The organism is Streptomyces sp. NPDC044921, assembly GCF_056432865.1.
This window is the reverse complement of record NZ_JBWKIF010000005.1, coordinates 37,901-58,762: the sequence shown is the minus strand read 5'-3', so window position 1 is coordinate 58,762 and position 20,862 is coordinate 37,901. Positions and strand designations below refer to the sequence as shown.

Annotated in this window: 16 protein-coding genes; 8 read left to right on the top strand and 8 right to left on the bottom strand. The window is 73.2% G+C overall.

Annotated elements, in window-relative coordinates; translation table 11 throughout:
* Positions 1-7: 7 nt before the first annotated feature.
* Complete coding sequence (locus tag AC07DA_RS09600; protein ID WP_479126200.1) at positions 8-1,273, bottom strand: ADP-ribosylglycohydrolase family protein; 1,266 nt, start codon at positions 1,271-1,273, stop codon at positions 8-10.
* Positions 1,270-2,334, bottom strand: coding sequence for an ADP-ribosylglycohydrolase family protein (locus AC07DA_RS09595; RefSeq protein ID WP_479126199.1), 1,065 nt, complete (start codon positions 2,332-2,334; stop codon positions 1,270-1,272). The genes AC07DA_RS09600 and AC07DA_RS09595 overlap by 4 nt, the downstream gene beginning before the upstream one ends.
* A gap of 215 nt (positions 2,335-2,549) precedes the next feature.
* Here AC07DA_RS09595 and AC07DA_RS09590 point away from each other — a divergent pair, with 215 nt between their 5' ends.
* The 5 genes from AC07DA_RS09590 to qcrB all read left to right on the top strand — a co-directional run bounded on the left by AC07DA_RS09590 (position 2,550) and on the right by qcrB (position 12,440).
* A complete protein-coding gene (locus AC07DA_RS09590; protein WP_479126198.1) occupies positions 2,550-3,281 on the top strand; it encodes a VIT1/CCC1 transporter family protein in 732 nt (243 codons plus the stop codon).
* Positions 3,282-3,666: 385 nt separating this feature from the next.
* A complete protein-coding gene (gene gltB, locus AC07DA_RS09585) occupies positions 3,667-8,265 on the top strand; it encodes a glutamate synthase large subunit (RefSeq protein WP_479126709.1) in 4,599 nt (1,532 codons plus the stop codon).
* Positions 8,258-9,721, top strand: coding sequence for a glutamate synthase subunit beta (locus AC07DA_RS09580; protein ID WP_479126196.1), 1,464 nt, complete (start codon positions 8,258-8,260; stop codon positions 9,719-9,721). Before gltB ends, AC07DA_RS09580 begins: the two co-directional genes overlap by 8 nt.
* A gap of 227 nt (positions 9,722-9,948) precedes the next feature.
* Positions 9,949-10,683, top strand: a complete 735-nt coding sequence (locus AC07DA_RS09575; protein ID WP_479126194.1) for a vWA domain-containing protein — start codon at positions 9,949-9,951, stop codon at positions 10,681-10,683.
* Between the two features lie 101 nt (positions 10,684-10,784).
* Complete coding sequence (gene qcrB, locus AC07DA_RS09570; RefSeq protein ID WP_479126192.1) at positions 10,785-12,440, top strand: cytochrome bc1 complex cytochrome b subunit; 1,656 nt, start codon at positions 10,785-10,787, stop codon at positions 12,438-12,440.
* Here the strand turns inward: qcrB and AC07DA_RS09565 are convergent.
* Both AC07DA_RS09565 and AC07DA_RS09560 read right to left on the bottom strand, forming a co-directional pair.
* The gene (locus tag AC07DA_RS09565; RefSeq protein ID WP_479126190.1) at positions 12,415-13,695 is read right to left on the bottom strand and encodes an acyl-CoA dehydrogenase family protein; all 1,281 of its coding nucleotides are present in this window, start codon (positions 13,693-13,695) and stop codon (positions 12,415-12,417) included. The genes qcrB and AC07DA_RS09565 overlap by 26 nt on opposite strands.
* The gene (locus AC07DA_RS09560; RefSeq protein ID WP_479126189.1) at positions 13,695-14,834 is read right to left on the bottom strand and encodes an acyl-CoA dehydrogenase family protein; all 1,140 of its coding nucleotides are present in this window, start codon (positions 14,832-14,834) and stop codon (positions 13,695-13,697) included. Before AC07DA_RS09560 ends, AC07DA_RS09565 begins: the two co-directional genes overlap by 1 nt.
* Positions 14,835-14,882: 48 nt before the next feature.
* Between AC07DA_RS09560 and AC07DA_RS09555 the strand changes: the two genes are divergently transcribed.
* The 3 genes from AC07DA_RS09555 to AC07DA_RS09545 are packed head-to-tail and all read left to right on the top strand — an operon-like array spanning position 14,883 to position 17,506.
* Positions 14,883-15,671 (top strand): SDR family oxidoreductase, encoded by a 789-nt coding sequence (locus AC07DA_RS09555; protein ID WP_479126188.1) that lies wholly within the window; start codon positions 14,883-14,885, stop codon positions 15,669-15,671.
* A gap of 15 nt (positions 15,672-15,686) precedes the next feature.
* Positions 15,687-16,325, top strand: coding sequence for a TetR/AcrR family transcriptional regulator (locus tag AC07DA_RS09550; protein WP_479126186.1), 639 nt, complete (start codon positions 15,687-15,689; stop codon positions 16,323-16,325).
* Positions 16,326-16,348: 23 nt separating this feature from the next.
* The gene (locus AC07DA_RS09545; protein ID WP_479126184.1) at positions 16,349-17,506 is read left to right on the top strand and encodes an acetyl-CoA C-acetyltransferase; all 1,158 of its coding nucleotides are present in this window, start codon (positions 16,349-16,351) and stop codon (positions 17,504-17,506) included.
* Here the strand turns inward: AC07DA_RS09545 and AC07DA_RS09540 are convergent.
* From AC07DA_RS09540 to AC07DA_RS09525, 4 genes are read right to left on the bottom strand one after another with little or no spacing between them, the layout of a single operon-like run.
* The gene (locus AC07DA_RS09540; protein WP_479126182.1) at positions 17,490-18,542 is read right to left on the bottom strand and encodes an NAD(P)H-dependent flavin oxidoreductase; all 1,053 of its coding nucleotides are present in this window, start codon (positions 18,540-18,542) and stop codon (positions 17,490-17,492) included. The genes AC07DA_RS09545 and AC07DA_RS09540 overlap by 17 nt on opposite strands.
* Complete coding sequence (locus AC07DA_RS09535; RefSeq protein WP_479126180.1) at positions 18,539-19,282, bottom strand: CoA-transferase subunit beta; 744 nt, start codon at positions 19,280-19,282, stop codon at positions 18,539-18,541. Before AC07DA_RS09535 ends, AC07DA_RS09540 begins: the two co-directional genes overlap by 4 nt.
* Positions 19,279-20,115 (bottom strand): CoA transferase subunit A, encoded by an 837-nt coding sequence (locus AC07DA_RS09530; protein WP_479126179.1) that lies wholly within the window; start codon positions 20,113-20,115, stop codon positions 19,279-19,281. The genes AC07DA_RS09535 and AC07DA_RS09530 overlap by 4 nt, the downstream gene beginning before the upstream one ends.
* Positions 20,112-20,858 carry an enoyl-CoA hydratase family protein gene (locus AC07DA_RS09525; protein ID WP_479126177.1) on the bottom strand — a complete coding sequence of 249 codons (747 nt, stop codon included), beginning with the start codon at positions 20,856-20,858 and terminating at the stop codon, positions 20,112-20,114. The genes AC07DA_RS09530 and AC07DA_RS09525 overlap by 4 nt, the downstream gene beginning before the upstream one ends.
* Positions 20,859-20,862: the final 4 nt, after the last annotated feature.

The window sequence follows — 20,862 nt, the reverse complement described above, 5'->3', positions numbered from 1 at the left end:
GGCCGCATCATCCACCGGGGCGGGCCGGTTGTACGGCTTCCAGCAGCTCGGCGAGTTCGACGAGGTCGGTGCCGGTGAGGCGGGGCAGGACGCAGCCGGAGAGAGTCCGGCAGGTGTCCCGCCAGGAGGCCGGGATCGACGCGCCGCCGCCGAGGGCGCCGGTGAGGGCGCCCACCAGGGCCGGGGCGGAGTCCGCGACCCGGGACAGGCAGGCCGCGGCCGGGACCGCCTCGGCGATGCGGCCGCGGGCGGCCGAGGCCAGGGCGAGGGCGACCGGAACCGTCTCCGCCGCGGCGATGCCGTAGCTGTAGACGTGGTCGACGATCTGGTGTTCCAGGGGCGGGACCAGGGCGAAGGCGCCGTCCACGGCGGCGGCGAGCCGCAGGGCGTGCCGGGCGTTGCGGCCGATCTCCGTCTGCTCGGGGAGCTCGGCGAGGGCACCGGTGACGCAGGCGTTCACGTCCGCACCCGCCAGGGCCAGGGCGAGGGCGGCCGCCATCGCGCGGGCGCCGTGGACTCCGTCGCCGTCCTGGGTGTAACGGGCGTCGAACTCGGCGAGATCGGCGGCGCGGCCGGGATCGCCGGGGTGGGCCACGGCCAGGACGCAGGCGCGGACGCAGGCGGCGTCGTCGAAGTAGTGCGGGTTGTCGTGGCCGGTGGCGGGCGGGCGCAGGCCCGTGGCGAGGTTGCCGAGGCCGGCGCGGACGGAGATGCGGGCGCGCAGGGGCAGGACGGCGGACTCGATCTCGGCGGCGCGGTCCGCCGCGGCGGCGACCTCGCAGGCGACGGCGTTCCAGGTGAGGTCGATCGCGGCGCGGGTGCGGCGGTCCCGGCCGAGGTCGTTCAGGACGGTGTCGTCGCCCGCGCGCAGCAGGGCCTCCGCGGCGAAGGCCGCCCACTCGGCGTCGTCGGAGGGGCCGAGGCGGAGGGGTTCGGGGGGCTGGTTGAGGGCGATGGGGACGGGCAGGGTGGTCGTCGCGTTGTGCTCGGCGAAGGTGTCGAGTTCGCGGGTGAGGCGCCGGGTCCAGTCGGGCATGCGGGCGGCCCGGTGCCGGGCGGCGGGCCAGCCGGCGGCGTCGCCGGCCGCGAGGCCCAGCAGGAGGCCCTCGGTCCTTCTGCCGCCCGTCCGCGCCGGGTCCGTCACGCCGGCCCGCGGGGTTCCGGCCTGCTGCGGGGCGGCGTCGCCGTCGGCGGCCGCGAGGGGTGCTGGCGTGGGTGGGGTGGTGCGGTCGGCTCCCGCCGATCCGTGGGGCGCCAGTTCGTGTGCCGTCATGCGGGGGCCTCCGTTCCGTCGCCCGCCGCCAGGACGAAGTCCGCCGGGCCCGGTTCCGTGCCGGGCACCGCCGGGGTCAGCAGGTCCGCCACCTCCAGGACGTGGTGGCCCGCCATCGCCGGCAGGCAGGAGCCCCGCGCCGGGGCGATGGCCGCCGCCCAGGCCGCCGGGATGGCCGAGACGCCCCGGGTGGCGCCCGCCAGCGCCCCCGCCACCGCCGCGGTCGTGTCCGCGTCGCGGCCCATGTTCACCGCGGTCAGCACCGACTGCTCGAAGTCGCCGTCGGCCGCCGCGTACGCGCCGAACGCGAGGGCGACCGCCTCGGGCGCCAGGTCGGTCCAGGGGTAGCCGCCGATGACGACCGCGGAGCGGACGGCGCGTTCGCCGCGGTGGGCGACCGCCACGGCGCGGCGCAGGCTGCGGGCCGTCCAGGAGTCGTCGGGCACGACCGCGAGGCCCGCGGCCACCACGGCGGTCGGCGGGGCGCCGGCCATCGCCGCCGCCACACCCGCCGCCACCGCCTGGCCGCCGTAGATGCCCTCGCCGTCGTGGCTCACCGAGCCGTCGATCGCGACCAGTCGGGCCGCCTCCGCCGGGCGGCCCGCCGCGAACACCCCGAAGGGGGCCGCGCGCATGGCCAGGCCGTCGCTCCAGGCGTGCCGGTGCTGGGCCGAGATGGGCGCGGCCAGGCCCCGGCGCAGATTCTCCAGCGTGCCGCGCTCGCTGAAGCCGGCGCCCCGGAAGGGGCCCTCGTCGCGGTCGGCGATCAGTTCGTGCCAGGCCGCCTCGACGTGCGCCGGGGTGAGCGCGGAGCCGTGCCGGGCCAGCAGGAGGGCCGAGAAGAGGGCGTACTCGGTGTCGTCCGTGCCGGCCGGCTTCTCGGCCACGTAGCCCGTGATGCGGCCCCACCGCGCGCGGATCTCGGACGGCTTCATGTTCTCGGCCGGCGCTCCGAGGGCGTCACCGACGGCCAGGCCCAGCAGTGCGCCCCGGGCCCGTGCGCGGAGTCCGGCGGCGTCCCCGGGCGCCGGGACGGAGGGGACGCGGGCGATCGATGCCATACGGCATGTGTCCCACCGCGAGGACTCCCGCGAGCCTCACCCACCTCAGCATCACCCGGTCGACATCTGCGCGAGGCCATGATCAAGTGAGCGAAAACCGGTAAAAGCGCAGGTTAGCGCAGCCTTTCCTTGCTGGCAGGAGCGGAATCGGAGGGGTAGTTTTGTTGTTGTAAAACTCTGGAACTTGTCCAAAGTAGGGGAGCGGGGTTTCTTCCATGGCCATCATCGAGACCGAGGCGGCGCTGCACGAGGCGCACCGGGACAACCACACGCACCGGGACGTGAACGGCGGCTGGCTGCGTCCCGCGGTGTTCGGCGCGATGGACGGCCTCGTCTCCAACCTGGCTCTGATGACCGGCGTGGCGGGCGGGTCGGTCAGCCAGCAGACCGTGGTGCTCAGCGGGCTGGCGGGCCTGGCCGCCGGTGCCTTCTCCATGGCCGCCGGCGAGTACACCTCCGTCGCCTCGCAGCGCGAGCTCGTCGAGGCCGAGCTGGACGTGGAGCGGCGCGAGCTGCGCAAGCACCCCAAGGACGAGGAGGCCGAGCTGGCCGCCCTCTACGAGGCGAGGGGGGTCGAGCCGCGGCTGGCCCGCGAGGTGGCCCGGCAGCTGTCGAAGGACCCCGAGCAGGCGCTGGAGATCCACGCCCGGGAGGAACTGGGCATCGACCCCGGCGACCTGCCCTCGCCCACCGTCGCCGCCGTGTCCAGCTTCGGCTCCTTCGCGCTCGGCGCGCTCGTCCCCCTACTGCCGTACCTGCTGGGGGCGAGCAGCATGTGGCCGGCGGTGCTGCTGGCGCTGCTCGGGCTCTTCCTGTGCGGCGCGGTGGTGGCCAAGGTGACCGCGCGCAGCTGGTGGTACAGCGGTCTGCGCCAGCTGCTCCTGGGAGGCGCGGCGGCCGGTGTGACGTACGCCCTGGGCACCGTGTTCGGAACGGCCGTAGGATAGCGCGGCTCGGACTTATGCGTGGGGCCGCATAAGTAACCGTTACTCGCTGGTTTCGATGGTGCGGCCACCGGGCATGAGCCGTAAGCGCTGCGGGCAATGAGGCCCGCCGCGTGCCCCCAGCGGGGCGGGCGACGACGCCTGCCCCCGCCCCAGGGCCCGACGGGCATCGATCTCACCCGGTCGTTCCGTGCCGGCCCCCCATAGCTTCCGCCGTCGGCGCGGTACCCCCGCCGCGAGCCCACGGTGTCCGCATGTTGGAACGGGTTATCCCGGTTCCCGAGAACCGCTCCATCATGTAACCTGCACGAAATTTTGCGATCACGCAGAGGGCCAACGTCGTCCCTCGGCACTTTGCACACGCCACATGACGACGACGGGAGAGCCGATGCGTACGCCGCGCCAGCCGTCCCAGCACTCCGCGAATGGCCAGAACTGGTCGTTCATGGATGCTCGCCCTGCTGCGCAGGGTATGTACGACCCCCGCAACGAGCACGACGCCTGCGGCGTCGGCTTCGTCGCCACCCTCACCGGCGAGGCGTCCCACACCCTGGTCGAGCAGGCCCTGACCGTCCTGCGCAACCTGGAGCACCGCGGTGCCACCGGCTCCGAGCCCGACTCCGGCGACGGCGCGGGCATCCTGTCGCAGGTCCCGGACGCCTTCTTCCGCGAAGTGGCCGGATTCGAACTGCCCGCGGCCGGTGCCTACGCCGTCGGCATCGCCTTCCTGCCGGAGGACTCCACCGACGAGGCCGTCTCGCGCATCGAGACCATCGCCGCCGACGAGGGCCTGACCGTCCTCGGCTGGCGCGAGGTGCCGGTCGCGCCCCAGCTGCTCGGCGCCACCGCCCGGTCGACCATGCCGGTCTTCCGCCAGGTCTTCGTCACCGACGGGGCCTCGGAGGGCATCGCCCTCGACCGCAAGGCCTTCGTGCTGCGCAAGCGCGCCGAGCGCGAGGCCGGGGTGTACTTCCCCTCGCTGTCGGCCCGCACGATCGTCTACAAGGGCATGCTGACCACCGGCCAGCTGGAGCCCTTCTTCCCCGACCTGTCCGACCGCCGTTTCGCCTCCGCGATCGCGCTCGTGCACTCCCGCTTCTCGACCAACACCTTCCCGTCCTGGCCGCTCGCACACCCGTACCGCTTCGTCGCGCACAACGGCGAGATCAACACCGTCAAGGGCAACCGCAACTGGATGGTGGCCCGCGAGTCGCAGCTCGTCTCGGACCTGTTCGGCTCCGACGGCAAGGCCATCGAGCGGATCTTCCCGATCTGCACCCCGGACGCCTCCGACTCCGCCTCCTTCGACGAGGTCCTGGAACTGCTGCACCTGGGCGGCCGCTCCCTGCCGCACTCCGTGCTGATGATGATCCCGGAGGCGTGGGAGAACCACGACTCCATGGACCCGGCCCGGCGCGCCTTCTACCAGTTCCACTCCACGATGATGGAGCCCTGGGACGGCCCCGCCTGCGTCACCTTCACCGACGGCACCCAGGTCGGCGCGGTCCTCGACCGCAACGGCCTGCGCCCCGGCCGCTACTGGGTCACCGACGACGGCCTGGTCGTCCTCGGCTCCGAGGTCGGCGTCCTGGACATCGACCCGGCCAAGGTCGTCCGCAAGGGCCGCCTGCAGCCCGGCCGCATGTTCCTCGTCGACACCGCCGAGCACCGCATCATCGAGGACGACGAGATCAAGGCCCAGCTCGCCGCCGAGCACCCCTACCAGGAGTGGGTGGAAGCCGGCGAGATCGAGCTGTCCGACCTGCCCGAGCGCGAGCACATCGTCCACACCCACGCCTCGGTCACCCGCCGCCAGCAGACCTTCGGCTACACCGAGGAGGAGCTGCGCGTCATCCTCGCGCCGATGGCCAAGGCCGGCGCCGAGCCGATCGGCTCGATGGGCACCGACTCGCCGATCGCCGCGCTGTCGGACCGCCCGCGGCTGCTCTTCGACTACTTCACGCAGCTGTTCGCGCAGGTCACCAACCCGCCGCTGGACGCCATCCGCGAGGAGCTGGTCACCTCCCTGCGCAGCTCCCTCGGCCCGCAGGGCAACCTGCTGGAGCCGAACGCGGCCTCCTGCCGCAGCGTCCTGCTGCCCTTCCCGGTCATCGACAACGACGAGCTGGCCAAGCTCATCCACATCAACGCCGACGGCGACATGCCCGGCTTCAAGGCCGCGACCCTGTCCGGCCTGTACCGGGTGCACGGCGGCGGTGAGGCGCTGGCCGCGCGGATCGACGAGATCTGCGCCGAGGCCGACGCGGCCATCGAGAACGGCGCCCGCCTGATCGTCCTGTCGGACCGGCACTCGGACGCCGAGCACGCGCCGATCCCGTCGCTGCTGCTCACCGCGGCCGTCCACCACCACCTCATCCGCACCAAGCAGCGCACCCAGGTGGGCCTGCTGGTCGAGGCCGGCGACGTCCGCGAGGTCCACCACGTCGCCCTGCTCATCGGCTACGGCGCCGCCGCGGTCAACCCGTACCTGGCGATGGAGTCCGTCGAGGACCTGGTCCGCGCCGGCACCTTCCTGCCCGGCATCGAGCCCGAGAAGGCCATCCGCAACCTCATCTACGCCCTCGGCAAGGGCGTGCTGAAGGTCATGTCCAAGATGGGCATCTCGACCGTCGCCTCCTACCGCGGCGCCCAGGTCTTCGAGGCCGTCGGCCTGGACGAGGCCTTCGTCGACAAGTACTTCAACGGCACGGCCACCAAGATCGGCGGCGTCGGCATCGACGTCATCGCCAAGGAGGTCGCCGCCCGCCACGCCAAGGCCTACCCGGCCTCCGGCATCGCCCCGGCGCACCGCGCGCTGGACATCGGCGGCGAGTACCAGTGGCGCCGCGAGGGCGAGCCGCACCTGTTCGACCCGGAGACGGTCTTCCGCCTCCAGCACTCCACGCGCGCCGGCCGCTACGACATCTTCAAGAAGTACACCGAGCGCGTGAACGAGCAGTCCGAGCGGCTGATGACGCTGCGCGGCCTGTTCGGCTTCAAGTCGGACCGCAAGCCCATCCCGATCGACGAGGTCGAACCGGTCTCCGAGATCGTCAAGCGGTTCTCCACGGGCGCCATGTCGTACGGCTCCATCTCGCAGGAGGCGCACGAGACCCTCGCCATCGCCATGAACCAGCTCGGCGGCAAGTCCAACACCGGTGAGGGCGGAGAGGACCCGGAGCGCCTGTACGACCCGGCGCGCCGCTCCAGCATCAAGCAGGTGGCGTCCGGCCGGTTCGGTGTGACGAGCGAGTACCTCGTCAACTCCGACGACATCCAGATCAAGATGGCCCAGGGCGCCAAGCCCGGCGAGGGCGGCCAGCTGCCCGGCCACAAGGTCTACCCGTGGGTCGCCAGGACGCGGCACTCGACGCCCGGCGTGGGCCTGATCTCCCCGCCGCCGCACCACGACATCTACTCCATCGAGGACCTCGCCCAGCTGATCCACGACCTGAAGAACGCCAACCCCCAGGCGCGCATCCACGTCAAGCTGGTCTCCGAGGTCGGCGTCGGCACGGTCGCCGCGGGTGTGTCCAAGGCGCACGCGGACGTCGTGCTCATCTCCGGCCACGACGGCGGCACCGGCGCCTCCCCGCTGACCTCCCTCAAGCACGCGGGCGGCCCCTGGGAGCTCGGCCTCGCCGAGACCCAGCAGACGCTGCTGCTCAACGGTCTGCGCGACCGCATCGTCGTGCAGACCGACGGCCAGCTGAAGACCGGCCGCGACGTGGTCATCGCCGCGCTGCTCGGCGCCGAGGAGTTCGGTTTCGCGACCGCGCCGCTCGTCGTCTCCGGCTGCGTCATGATGCGCGTCTGCCACCTGGACACCTGCCCGGTCGGCATCGCCACGCAGAACCCGGTGCTGCGCGAGCGGTACAACGGCAAGGCCGAGTACGTCGTGAACTTCTTCCAGTACATCGCGCAGGAGGTCCGCGAGATCCTCGCCGAACTGGGCTTCCGCTCCATCGAGGAGGCCGTCGGCCACGCCGAGGCCCTCGACGTGACCCGCGCGGTCGACCACTGGAAGGCGCAGGGCCTGGACCTGGCTCCGCTGTTCCACGTGCCCGAGCTGCCCGAGGGCGCCGTGCGCCACCAGCTGATCGCGCAGGACCACGGCCTGGAGAAGGCGCTCGACAACCAGCTGATCAAGCTCGCCGCCGACGCCCTGGCCGCCTCGGACGCCACCGAGGCCCAGCCGGTGCGCGCCCAGGTGCAGATCCGCAACATCAACCGCACGGTCGGCACCATGCTCGGCCACGAGGTGACGAAGAAGTTCGGCGGCGCGGGCCTGCCCGACGACACCATCGACATCACCTTCACCGGCTCGGCCGGCCAGTCCTTCGGCGCGTTCGTGCCGCGCGGCATCACGCTGCGCCTGGAGGGCGACGCCAACGACTACGTCGGCAAGGGCCTCTCCGGCGGCCGGATCATCGTCCGCCCCGACCGCGCGGCCGACCACCTCGCCGAGTACAGCGTCATCGCCGGCAACACCATCGGCTACGGCGCCACCGGCGGCGAGATGTTCCTGCGCGGCAAGACCGGTGAGCGGTTCTGCGTCCGCAACTCCGGCGCGACGGTCGTCTCCGAGGGCGTGGGCGACCACGGCTGCGAGTACATGACCGGCGGTCACGCGGTGGTGCTCGGCGAGACGGGCCGCAACTTCGCGGCCGGCATGTCCGGTGGTATCGCGTACGTCATCGACCTGGACCGCGACAACGTCAACGCCGGCAACCTGGACGCGATCGAGGCGCTGGACGACACCGACAAGCAGTGGCTGCACGACGTGGTCCGCCGCCACCAGGAGGAGACGGGATCCACCGTCGCCGAGAAGCTCCTGGCCGAGTGGGACACCGCCGTCGAGCGCTTCAGCAAGATCATCCCCAGCACGTACAAGGCAGTGCTCGCCGCCAAGGACGCCGCCGAGCGAGCCGGTCTCTCCGAGACCGAGACCCACGAGAAGATGATGGAGGCGGCGATCAATGGCTGACCCGAAGGGCTTCCTGAACCACGGGCGCGAGGTCGCCAAGTCCCGCCCCGTCGAGGAGCGCGTCCGCGACTGGAACGAGGTCTACGTCCCCGGCTCCCTGCTGCCGATCATCAGCAAGCAGGCCAGCCGGTGCATGGACTGCGGCATCCCGTTCTGCCACAACGGCTGTCCCCTCGGGAACCTCATCCCCGAGTGGAACGACTACGCCTACCGCGAGGACTGGTCGGCCGCGCAGGAGCGCCTGCACGCCACCAACAACTTCCCGGAGTTCACGGGCCGCCTGTGCCCCGCCCCGTGCGAGTCGGCGTGCGTGCTGGGCATCAACCAGCCGCCGGTCACCATCAAGAACGTCGAGGTCTCGATCATCGACAAGGCGTGGGAGACCGGGGACGTCGCCCCGCAGATCCCGGAGCGCCTGTCCGGCAAGACCGTCGCGGTCGTCGGCTCGGGCCCGGCCGGCCTGGCCGCCGCCCAGCAGCTGACCCGGGCCGGCCACACCGTCGCCGTCTACGAGCGCGCGGACCGCATCGGAGGGCTCCTCCGGTACGGCATCCCCGAGTTCAAGATGGAGAAGCGGCACATCAACCGCCGCATCGAGCAGATGCGCGCGGAGGGCACCCGCTTCCGCACGGGCGTCGAGATCGGCCGCGACCTGAAGGCCACCGACCTGAAGAAGCGCTACGACGCGGTCGTCCTGGCCGTCGGCGCGACCACGCCCCGCGACCTGCCGGTGCCCGGCCGCGAGCTCAAGGGCATCCACCAGGCCATGGAGTACCTGCCGCTGGCCAACAAGGTGCAGGAGGGCGACTTCGTGGCGCCTCCGATCTCGGCCGAGGGCAAGCACGTCGTGGTCATCGGCGGCGGCGACACCGGCGCGGACTGCGTCGGCACCGCCCACCGCCAGGGCGCGGCCTCCGTCACGCAGCTGGAGATCATGCCCCGCCCGAACGACGAGCGGCACCCGATCGACCAGCCCTGGCCGACCTTCCCCATGCTGTACAAGGTCACCTCGGCCCACGAGGAGGGCGGCGAGCGCGTCTACTCGGTCTCGACGACCCACTTCGAGGGCGACGAGGACGGCAACGTCCAGTGGCTGCACCTCACCGAGGTGGAGTTCGTCGACGGCAGGCTGACGCCCAAGCCGGGCACGGAGCGCAAGATCCCCGCCCAGCTGGTGACGCTGGCGATGGGCTTCACGGGCACCGACCGCGAGAACGGCCTGGTCGAGCAGTTCGGCCTGGAGCTGGACGAGCGCGGCAACATCGCCCGCGACGCCGACTGGCAGACCAACGTGCCGGGCGTGTTCGTCGCCGGTGACGCCGGCCGCGGCCAGTCGCTCATCGTCTGGGCGATCGCGGAGGGCCGCTCGGCCGCCAAGGGCGTCGACCGCTTCCTGACCGGTGCCAGCGACCTGCCGGCCCCGATCCGCCCGACGGACCGTGCGCTGATGGTCTGACGCGCACGCACAGAACGTCCCGTACAACGGCGTACGGAACACCGACGGCGCCTGCCCCACTGTCCCCGACCGGACGACCGGGCAGGCGCCGTCGCCCTGCTCAGCCGTTCCCGTCCCGGTCCCCTCCTCGTCGGACCGGTCGCACGGTCCCCAACTCCTCGGCCCCGCCGAGCGGGTGCCGGAGCTGAGCGGGGGAAGCGGTCGCCGCGGAGTGAGAGAGTACGGCCATGGCCGCGATCAGTCTGAGCAAGGTGCAGGAGACCGCTCCCGCGCTGGTGAACCTGTACAAGAGTGCCGGGGTGTCCCTCACGAAACACGGGCTGGACGGGCTGCGCGCCGCGGTCTACCTCGTGGTCGACCACTCCGGGTCCATGAGGCCCTACTACAAGGACGGCAGCGTGCAGGCGCTGGCCGACCGGGTGCTGGGGCTGTCGGCGCACCTCGACGACGACGGCACCGTGCCCGTGGTGTTCTTCTCCACGGACGTCGACGCCCAGACGGAGATCGCCCTGGCCGGTCACCAGGGGCGGATCGAGCGGATCGTGGCGGGGCTGGGGCACATGGGCAAGACCAGCTACCACCTGGCCATGGACGCCGTCATCGACCACTACCTCGACAGCGGGACGGCCGAGCCCGCCCTGGTCGTCTTCCAGACCGACGGCGGGCCGATCAGCAAGCTCGCCGCGGAACGGTACCTGTGCAAGGCGGCGAGGCTGCCGCTGTTCTGGCAGTTCGTCGGCTTCGGCGACCCGCGCAGCAAGCAGTTCGACTTCCTGCGCAAGCTCGACGAGCTGGCCGTGCCCGGCAAGCGGGTCGTGGACAACGCCGGGTTCTTCCACGCCGGCGAGGACCCCCGGAAGGTCTCGGACGCCGAGCTGTACGACCGGCTGGTGGGGGAGTTCCCGAAGTGGCTGGTGGCCGCCGGGGCCGAGGGCATCGTGCGGGACCCCGGCACGCGCTGAGCGGCACGGTCGCCCCCTTGGCCCAGCCGCTCCCTCGCTCCGTTGGCGTCGCCGGGGAGCCGTGCCACGCTGGGAAGGATCCGACGGGGAGGCGACGACGTATGGGCGACGACGGCGCACGACGGGTGTCCGGGACTGCCTCCGCCCGCAGGTGGCCTCCCGCGGGCAGGGGCGAGAGGCTCGCCGACTGGGCGGACGGCCGGCTGGGACTGTACGCGCTGGCCAAGGCCAACATGCGCAAGGTCTTCCCGGACCACTGGTCCTTCATGCTCGGCGAGGTCACCCTCTACAGCTTCGTGGTCCTGATCCTCACCGGCGTCTACCTCACCCTGTTCTTCGAGCCGAGCATGCAGGAGGTCGTCTACCAGGGCTCGTACACGGAACTCAACGGCGTCCTGATGAGCAGGGCCTTCGAGTCGACCCTGGACATCAGCTTCGACGTGCGCGGCGGTCTGCTCATCCGGCAGGTCCACCACTGGGCGGCGCTGGTCTTCATCGCCGGCATGCTGGTGCACATGATGCGGGTGTTCTTCACGGGCGCCTTCCGCAAGCCGCGCGAGCTCAACTGGGTCTTCGGCTGGACCCTGCTGATGCTCGGCATCATCACCGGCCTGACCGGCTACTCCCTGCCCGACGACCTGCTGTCCGGCACCGGCCTCCGCTTCGCGCACGGCGCGATCCTGTCGATCCCCATCGTGGGCACGTACGTGGCGTTCTTCCTGTTCGGCGGGGAGTTCCCGGGCGACGACATCATCTCGCGCCTCTTCCCGGTCCACGTGCTGCTGCTGCCCGGGATCATGCTGGGCCTGGTGGCCGCCCATCTGATCCTGGTCTTCTACCACAAGCACACCCAGTTCCCGGGGCCCGGACGCCAGGAGCGGTCGGTCGTGGGGATGCCGTTCCTGCCGGTCTACATGGCCAAGGCGGGCGGCTTCTTCTTCCTCGTCTTCGGCGTGCTGACGGTGATGGGCGCCATCGCCCAGATCAACCCCGTGTGGGCCTTCGGCCCCTACCGGCCCGACCTCGTCACCACCGGCGCCCAGCCCGACTGGTACCTCGGCTTCTCCGAGGGGCTGATCCGGGTGATGCCGGGATGGGAGATCAACCTGTGGGGCCACACGCTCGTCCTCGGCGTGTTCATCCCCTTCACGCTGTTCCCGCTGATCCTGCTCGCCCTCGGGGTCTACCCCTTCGTCGAGGCGTGGATCACCGGCGACAAGCGCGAGCACCACATCCTGGACCGGCCGCGCAACGTGCCCGTCCGCACCGGCCTGGGCGTGGCCTGGCTGACCCTGTACGCGGTGCTGCTGATCGGCGGCGGCAACGACATCGTCGCCACCCACCTGCACCTGTCCATCAACGCCATCACCTGGTTCGTGCGCATCGGCGTCTTCGCGCTGCCGGTCGCCGCCTTCTTCGTCACGAAACGGATCTGCATGGGGCTGCAGCGCCGCGACCGCGCCAAGGTCCTGCACGGCAGGGAGACCGGCACCGTCAAACGGCTGCCGACCGGCGAGTACGTCGAGGTGCACGAGCCGCTCACGCAGGCGGACCTGTTCACCCTCACCCAGCACGAGCAGAACCCGCCGTACGCGATCGGGCCCGAGGTCGACGCCGGGGGTGTGCGGCGCAGGGTCAAGCGGTCCGAGCGGCTGCGGGCCCGCCTCGCGCACGCCATGTTCGGGCCCGGCGCGCGGATCGAGAAGCCGACGGTGGAGGAGTACCGGAAGATCACCAGCGGCGATCACGGGCACTGACGACCAGGGCCCGGCACTCCTGCGGCGAGCCCCAGGCGGTACGCAGGGCCCGGGCCTTGCCCAGCCACAGCGACAGGTCGGACTCGGCCGTGTACCCGATCGCGCCGTGCAGTTGCAGCGCGGTCCGGGCGGTGGCGTACGCCGCCTCGCACGCGGCGGCCTTGGCGGCGGCCACGTCGGCCGGGTGCGAGGTGAGCGCGGCGCCGAAGAGCAGCGGCCGCGCGAACTCCAGGGCGATCTTCGCGTCGGCCAGCCGGTGCTTGACCGCCTGGAACGAGCCGACGGGCACGCCGAACTGGTGACGCTGCCCGACGTAGGCGACCGTCCGGTCGAGCAGCGCCAGACCCACGCCGAGGGCCTGGGCGGCGGTGGCGAGACGGGCCCGCAGGAGGGCCGCACCGGTGCCGGCGCCGAGGCGTTCCCCGCCGGGGACGAGGGGCGTGAGACGACGGGCCGGGTCCAGGGAGGGGCGGACGGGACCGTGACCGGGGGAGAGACACACGCCGCCGGGCTCCCAGGAGAGCCGGAGGGCGGCCGCGTCGCCGTCCAGGGCGTAGGGCGTCCGGGGGCCGGCCGGGTCGCCGGTGAGGGTGCGGGGGGTCCGGGTGGTGGCCGCGTCGGTGTCCGGGGCGCGCGGGACCGGCGCGGTGTCCAGGGCGTGGGGGCCGTGCCCGGTGGCGGCGCCGGTGTCCGGGACGCCGGTGCCGGGGGCGTCGGTGTCCTGTGTGCCGGTGTCCAGGGCGTCGGGGTCCCGCGGAAGGCCCGGAACGTGGGGCCGTCCGCCCGGCAGCCGCCGCAGCTTGCGTTCGGTCCGGCCCGGTGGCCGGTCCGGGTGCGGGCCGGGCGGCTCCGTAGGCCGTTCCGCTGTGGGTCCGGCCGGGCCCGGTGGTGTCACCGTCGCCATCGTCTCCCCGCTCGCCAGTGCGGGCAGCAGCCGCTTGGCGGTGGCCGGGCCGGACCCCGCCAGGAGCTCCGCCGCCGTGACCGTCTCCACCAGGGGGCCGGGCACCGCGTGACGGCCCAGCTCGACGAAGGCGACGGTCAGTTCGACCGGCCGCGGTCCCAGCCCCCCGTACGCCTCCGGCACCGCCAGCGCGAACACGCCCGCCTCCGCCAGCCGGGACCACAGCGCCCGCCCGCCCGCGTGGTCGCCCCGGCCCCACGCCCGTGCCACCGCCGGGGTGTCCGCCGCCGTCAGCAGGGCGTCCAGCGACGCGGCGAAGGCACGCTGCTCGGGGTCGAGGAGGAACCGCATCAGCGCCGTCCCTTCGGCAACCCCAGCAGGCGTTCGGCGATGATGTCGCGCTGGATCTCGTTCGTGCCCGCGTAGAGGGGCCCGGCGAGCGCGAAGACGTACCGCTGCGCCCAGTCCGTGTCGGCCCGTTCGCCCTCGGGGCCGAGCAGGTCCAGGGCCGTCTCGTGCAGCGCCAGGTCCAGCTCGGACCAGTGGACCTTGTTCAGGCTCGACTCGGGGCCGACGGCCTCGCCGTCCAGGAAGCGCGAGGCGGCCCCGTAGGTGAACAGCTGGTAGGCCCGGGCACCGATCAGCGCGTCGGCCACCCGGTCCCGCGCGGACGCCGGACCGCCCCGCTCCCGCCACAGCTCCTCCAGCCCGCGCGCGGCGGCGAGGAACCGGCCGGGGGAGCGGAGCAGCAGCCCGCGCTCGTTGCCCGCGGTGGACATCGCGATGCGCCAGCCCCGGCCCGGCGCGCCGATCACGTCCTCGTCGGGGACGAAGACCTCGTCGAGGAACAGCTCCGCGAACGCCGGCCTGCCGTCGAGGCGGGCGATCGGGCGGACCGTGACACCGGGGGCGCGCAGGCCGAACATCAGGTACGTCAGGCCCCGGTGGGGACCGGCCGCGTCCGGGTCGCTGCGGAACAGGCCGAAGGCGCGGTCGGCGAAGGCGGCCCGCGAGGACCAGGTCTTCTGGCCGCTCAGCAGCCAGCCCCCGTCCGTGCGCACGGCCCTGGCCCGCAGGGACGCCAGGTCCGAACCGGCCTCCGGCTCCGACCAGGCCTGCGCCCAGACCACCTCGCCGGAGGCCATCGGCGGCAGGACCCGGGCCCGCTGCTCCTCCGTGCCGTGGTCCAGCAGGGTCGGGGCGAGCAGCTGGACGCCGTTCTGCCCGACGCGGCCCGGGGCGCCGGCCGCCCAGTACTCCTCCTCGAACAGCAGCCACCGCAGGAGCCCGGAGTCCCGCCCGCCGTACCGCTGCGGCCAGCTGACGACCGACCAGCGGTCGGCGGCCAGCTCCGCCTCCCAGGCCCGGTGCGCGGCGAAGCCCTCCTCGGTCTCCAGGGAGGGCAGCGGCGCGCGCGGCACGTGCGCGTGCAGCCAGTCCCGTGCCTCGGTGCGGAACGCCTCGTCCGCCGGGGAGATCGCCAGGTCCACGGCCACCCCTCCTTCCCTAACAAGTGTTTGGTAGGTTAGCGTGGGCCCATGACAGCCGTCGAGTGCCCGTCGTACGTGCCCGGCCACGGCCTGCTGGCGGGGCGGACCGCCGTCGTCACCGCGGCGGCCGGCGCGGGCATCGGCGGGGCCACGGCCCGGCGCCTGCTGGAGGAAGGCGCGCGCGTGCTGGTCAGCGACGCGCACGCACGGCGGCTCAAGGAGCACGAGGCGCGGCTGACCGGCGAGTTCGGCGCGGACGCGGTCACCGCCGTGCCCTGTGACGTCACCGACGACACACAGGTCCGCACCCTCTTCGAGACGGCCGCGCGGGAGCACGGGCGTCTGGACATCGTGGTCAACAACGCCGGTCTCGGCGGTACGGCGGAGCTCGCCGACATGACCGACGACGAGTGGAACCGCGTCCTGGACGTCACGCTGAACGGCACGTTCCGGTGCATCCGGGCGGCCCTGCGCCTGATGCGGGGCAGCGGAGGCGGCGTGATCGTCAACAACGCCTCCGTCGCCGGCTGGCGCGCCCAGGCCGGGCAGGCCCACTACGCCGCGGCGAAGGCGGGAGTGATGGCGCTGACCCGGTGCGCGGCGGTCGAGGCCGCCGCCCACGGGGTGCGGGTCAACGCCGTGGCGCCCAGCCTCGCCCTGCACCCGCACCTGGTGAAGGTGACCACCCCCGAGCTGCTCGCCGAGCTGACCGCCCGCGAGGCGTACGGGCGGCACGCCGAGCCGTGGGAGGTGGCCAACGTGATCGTGTTCCTCGCCTCGGGCTACTCGTCGTACATGACCGGGGAAGTGGTCTCCGTCAGCAGCCGGCACCCGTAGGACGACAATGGACCCGTGCCTCCTACGAAGAAGAAACCCCAGGTGACCACCGTCGAGCCGGCCGCGGCCCCCGCACCCGGCGACCGCCGCGGCGACCTCCTGCGCACCGCCGCCGAGGTCTTCGCCGAGCAGGGCTACAACGCCACCACCGTCCGCACGATCGCGGACCACGCGGGGATGCTCGCCGGCAGCCTCTACTACCACTTCGACTCCAAGGAGTCGATGCTGGAGGAGATCCTGCGCGGCTTCCTGGACGAGCTGTGGGACGGCTACGACACCGTCCTGGGCGCCGGACTCGGGCCGCGCGAGACGCTTGAGGCCCTGGTCACCGAGTCGTTCCGGGAGATCGACCGGCACCGCGCGGCCGTGGCGATCTACCAGAAGGAGAGCAGGCAGCTGGTGGCGCAGGAGCGGTTCGCGTTCCTCGCCGAGTCGCAGCGCAGGTTCGAGCGGGCGTGGCTGTCGACCCTGGAGCGCGGCGTCGCCGAGCGGGCCTTCCGGGCCGATCTCGACGTCCGGCTCACCTACCGGTTCGTGCGCGACACGGTGTGGGTCGCCGCCTCCTGGTACCGCCCGGGCGGACAGCACAGCCCGGAGGAGATCGCCCGGCAGTACCTGTCGATGGTGCTGGACGGGATCGCCGTACGCGAGTAACCCCCAGACGCGAGGGAGTCGTCATGGCCGAGGCCTACATCGTCGAAGCGGTGCGCACACCCGTCGGGCGGCGCGGGGGAGGGCTGAGCGCGGTCCACCCGGCCGACCTCGGCGCGCACGTCCTCAAGGAGCTGATGACCCGCTCGGGCGCCGACCCGGCCGCCGTGGAGGACGTCGTCCTCGGCTGCCTGGACGCGGTGGGACCGCAGGCCGGGGACATCGCGCGCACCTGCTGGCTGGCCGCCGGGCTGCCCGAGGAGGTGCCGGGCGTGACCGTCGACCGGCAGTGCGGCTCCTCGCAGCAGGCGGTGCACTTCGCCGCTCAGGCCGTGCTGTCCGGCACGCAGGACCTGGTGGTGGCGGGCGGCGTGCAGAACATGTCGATGATCCCGATCGCCTTCGCCACCCGGCAGGCCGCCGAACCGCTCGGGCTCACACAGGGGCCGTTCGCGGGCAGCGCGGGCTGGCGGGCCCGCTACGGGGACCAGCCCGTCAACCAGTTGGTGGGCGCCGAGACGATCGCCGCCCAGTGGGGCATCAGCCGGCGTGACCAGGAGGACTACGCCCTGCGCTCGCACAGGCGGGCGCTGCGGGCGATCGACGAGGGCCGCTTCGCGCGCGAAACCGTGCCGTACGGGCAGGTCACGGCCGACGAGGGCCCGCGCCGGGACACCTCCCTGGAGAAGATGGCCGCCCTGAAGCCGGTCCTCGACGGCGGCACGATCACCGCCGCCTGCTCCTCGCAGGTCTCCGACGGGGCGGCGGCGATGCTGCTGGCCTCCGAACGTGCCGTGCGCGACCACGGGCTCACCCCGCGCGCCCGCGTGCACCACCTCTGCGTGCGCGGCGAGGACCCGATCCGCATGCTCACCGCCCCGATCCCCGCCACCGCCCACGCCCTGCGGAAGACCGGCCTGGCCATCGACGACATCGACCTCGTCGAGATCAACGAGGCCTTCGCGCCGGTCGTCCTGGCCTGGCTGAAGGAGACCGGCGCGGACCCGGAGCGGGTCAACGTCAACGGCGGTGCCATCGCCCTGGGCCACCCGCTCGGGGCGACCGGCGTCAGGCTCATGACGACCCTGCTGCACGAACTGGAGCGCACCGGCGGCCGGTTCGGCCTGCAGACCATGTGCGAGGGCGGCGGCCAGGCCAACGTGACGATCATCGAACGGCTCTGAGCCGGGCCAGCGTCTCGTCGGCCTCCCGCATGATCCGCTCCACCAGCTCCGCGCACGACGGCAGGTCGCCGATCACCCCGGCGACCTGCCCGGAGGCCATCACCCCCAGGTCCGCACGGCCGTCGACCATCGCCGACCTCAGCAGCATCGGCGTGTTCGCCGCGAGCAGCACCTGGCTCCAGGAGAGGTCCCTGCCGCGCCGGAGGGCGAGCCCGTCGCGCAGCATCCGCCGCCAGGTCAGCCCGGACAGCCGGCGGAAACCGGACGCGTGCCGCACCGCCCGCACCAGCGCCCGGCCCCGGCCGGCCCGCTCCAGGGCGTCCACCAGGTCCGTGCGCAGCATCCGGTGCGGCAGACCGTCCACCGCCCTGGTCACCGTCACGTCCCGCACGGTCGCCGCGAGGTATCTGGCCTTCACCGCGTCCGGCACCGTCGAGTCCGACGTCAGCAGGAACCGCGTGCCCATGGCCACGCCCGCCGCCCCGTAGGCCAGGGCCGCCACCAGCCCGCGCCCGTCGAAGAACCCGCCCGCCGCGACGACCGGGATCCGCACCGCGTCCACCACCTGCGGCAGCAGCACGGTCGTGGCCACCTCGCCGGTGTGCCCGCCGCCCTCCGCGCCCTGCACCAGCACCGCGTCCGCGCCCCACGCCGCGACCTTCTCGGCATGCCGCCGGGCCCCCACGGTCGGCATGACGACGACGCCCGCCTCCTTCAGCTCACCGATCAGCTCGCGGGAGGGGGCCAGGGCGAAGGAGGCCACGCGGACACCCTCCTCGACGAGGATCCGCACCCGCTCGCCCGCGTCGGCGGCGTCGGCACGCAGGTTCACCCCGAACGGCGCGCCGGTCCGGGCCCGCACCTCCCGTACGGCCGCCCGCAACCGGTCGGGCGTCATCGTCGCCGAGGCCAGGATGCCGAGGGCACCCGCGTTCGCCGCGGCGGAGACCAGGCGCGGCCCGGCCACCCAGCCCATGCCGGTCTGCACGATCGGGTGGCGGACGCCGACGAGCCGGGTCAGGGCCGTCTCCCTCACGCGGCGACCTCCCGGGCCCTGGCACCGGCCGGGTCCAGGACCTCCCGGATCAGCCGGAGCTCCTCGGCGGTCGGCTCCCGGGTGGCCGGCACCTCGTCCGGCACGGTCAGCCCGAAGCCCGTCGCCTCCCCGACCTGCTCCACCGTGACCCCCGGATGCAGGGAGGCCAGCCGCATCGAGCGGTCGGGGGTGGCGAAGTCGAAGACCCCCAGGTCGGAGACGACCCGTGGGATGCGGTGGTGGCGCGCCCCGGCCGCACGGTCGTACCCGACCCCGCAGACCAGGTCGACCCGCTCCACGAAGACGCGCCGGGAGTGCCTCGGGACCCAGTAACTGGTGGGGTGGTTGAGGGTGTTGACCGGTGCGCCGCGCACCCCGAGCAGCTGGCGCCTCGGGCGCTCCCAGTCGCCGATGCAGGAGATGTTCTGGTTGCCGAACCGGTCGAGCTGGCTCGCGCCCATCATCACGTGCCGCCGCCCGCCGGTGACGAGGTCCAGGTGCTGCCGGTAGGGCAGCCAGCCCTCCGGCGTGCCGTCCGGGCGGACGAGCAGGGCCTCGCCGTCGGTGAGCAGCAGCTCCGGTGCGAAGGTGAGCCGGGCCAGCCGGGCCCCGAGCGAGGGGATCAGCCCCATGGGGCTGGCCAGCACCTCGCCGTCACCGCGCCAGGCCTCGGCGCAGGCGACCACGCAGTACTCGGCGCGCGTGGCCACGCCGTACGCGGCGCGGGCGGCCGGGGTCACGCCCCGTCCCCGACGGCCGCGCGGTAGGCCTGTTCGTCCCCGGCGAGGAACCGGGCGGCGAAGTCGGGCCAGGGGGTGGTGGCGTACGTCCGCTGGAAGGCCTCGTCCCGGCCGTAGTCCGGCGCGCAGGACGTGAAGTGGGCGCCGTGCGGGGTCTCGACGACGCCGGTGACCGCGTGCCGCTTGATCAGCAGGGTCTGCGGCGGGGCTTTGCCCGTCAGCTCGGCCGTGTCGACGATCCGTTCGCAGGAGACGTACGCCGTGCCGGCCGCCGCGCAGAAGAGGTCGTCGAAGTACGGGTCGGGGCCCAGGTACTGCCCGTTGCCCGACCGGTCGGCGCGGTTGACGTGCACCAGGGCCGCGTCCAGCCGCAGGGCGGGCATCGCCACGAACGTCTCCCCGTCCTCGTACGGCGACGTGACCGTGCGCAGGCCGGGGTTGATCCGCATGACGTCCGAGCCGAGTCCGGCCCGCACCGGCAGGAACGGCAACCGGTGCGCCGCCGCGCGCAGCCCCCACAGGAACATCGCCTCGTCGATCTCGGTCAGCGCGACGGCGCCGCGCTCGCGGGCCGCGCGGTAGTGCGGCTCCAACGGGATGGAGTCCAGGGTGACGAACGGCGTGACGAGCCTGCGTATGCGTCCGGCGGCGGCGAGCATGCCCACGTCCGGGCCGCCGTACGAGACGATCGTGAGATCGGTGATCTCCGACCGGAGCACTGCTCTCACCAGGGCCATCGGCTTGCGGCGGGAGCCCCAGCCGCCGATGCCGAGGGTCATGCCGCTGCGCAGCCGGGCGGCCACCCCGTCGGCGGTCATCGTCTTGTCCCTCACCCGCGCCCCTCCTCGCCGAACCCCGCGCGCACCCGCGCGCCCACCCCGCCCAGGCCCGCCTCGAAGGTGAAGCCCTGCTCGAAGCGGTAGCTGCGGCGCACGTCGACCGGGTCGATGCCGTTGAGGGCGGCCTTGGCCAGCCGCAGCAGCTGCCCGTCCTTCCCGGCGATCTCGCGGGCCAGATCCAGGGCGGCGGCCCGCAGCTCGCCACGCGGCACGACCCGCCACACCGAGCCGTGCGCGTGCAGTTCGGCCGCGGTCGCCGTGCGCGAGGTGTAGTACAGGGCCCGCATCAGGTGCTGGGGGACCAGCCGGGCCAGATGCGTGGCCGCGCCCAGCGCGCCCCGGTCCAGCTCGGGCACCCCGAAGACGGCGTCCTCGCTCGCCACGATCGCGTCCGCGTTGCCCACCAGTCCGATGCCGCCGCCCAGGCAGAAGCCCTGCACCGCCGCCACCACCGGCACCGCGCAGTCGTACACGGCGCCGAAGGCCTCCGCGCAGGCGTGGTTGGCGCCGATCAGCGCGGCGTCGCCGTCCCGCTGGATCTCCTTGATGTCCACCCCCGCGTTGAAGCCGCGCCCCTCGGCCGCCAGCACCACGCACCGGGCCTCCGGGTCGCGCCCGGCCGCGCGCACCGCGCCGGCCAGGGCGGACCAGCCGGCCACCGGCAGGGCGTTCACCGGTGGGAAGTCGACCGTGACGACGCGGACGCCCTTTTCCCCGCCCGAGGTGGAGACACCCATGGCA

What these genes read in the sequence shown, in the direction of transcription:
- AC07DA_RS09600 (WP_479126200.1), bottom strand. Translation starts at nt 1,273, where the DNA reads ATGACGGCACACGAACTGGCGCCCCACGGATCGGCGGGAGCCGACCGC.
- AC07DA_RS09595 (WP_479126199.1), bottom strand. Translation starts at nt 2,334, where the DNA reads ATGGCATCGATCGCCCGCGTCCCCTCCGTCCCGGCGCCCGGGGACGCC.
- AC07DA_RS09590 (WP_479126198.1), top strand. Translation starts at nt 2,550, where the DNA reads ATGGCCATCATCGAGACCGAGGCGGCGCTGCACGAGGCGCACCGGGAC.
- gltB (WP_479126709.1), top strand. Translation starts at nt 3,667, where the DNA reads ATGCGTACGCCGCGCCAGCCGTCCCAGCACTCCGCGAATGGCCAGAAC.
- AC07DA_RS09580 (WP_479126196.1), top strand. Translation starts at nt 8,258, where the DNA reads ATGGCTGACCCGAAGGGCTTCCTGAACCACGGGCGCGAGGTCGCCAAG.
- AC07DA_RS09575 (WP_479126194.1), top strand. Translation starts at nt 9,949, where the DNA reads ATGGCCGCGATCAGTCTGAGCAAGGTGCAGGAGACCGCTCCCGCGCTG.
- qcrB (WP_479126192.1), top strand. Translation starts at nt 10,785, where the DNA reads ATGGGCGACGACGGCGCACGACGGGTGTCCGGGACTGCCTCCGCCCGC.
- AC07DA_RS09565 (WP_479126190.1), bottom strand. Translation starts at nt 13,695, where the DNA reads ATGCGGTTCCTCCTCGACCCCGAGCAGCGTGCCTTCGCCGCGTCGCTG.
- AC07DA_RS09555 (WP_479126188.1), top strand. Translation starts at nt 14,883, where the DNA reads ATGACAGCCGTCGAGTGCCCGTCGTACGTGCCCGGCCACGGCCTGCTG.
- AC07DA_RS09545 (WP_479126184.1), top strand. Translation starts at nt 16,349, where the DNA reads ATGGCCGAGGCCTACATCGTCGAAGCGGTGCGCACACCCGTCGGGCGG.
- AC07DA_RS09525 (WP_479126177.1), bottom strand. Translation starts at nt 20,858, where the DNA reads ATGGGTGTCTCCACCTCGGGCGGGGAAAAGGGCGTCCGCGTCGTCACG.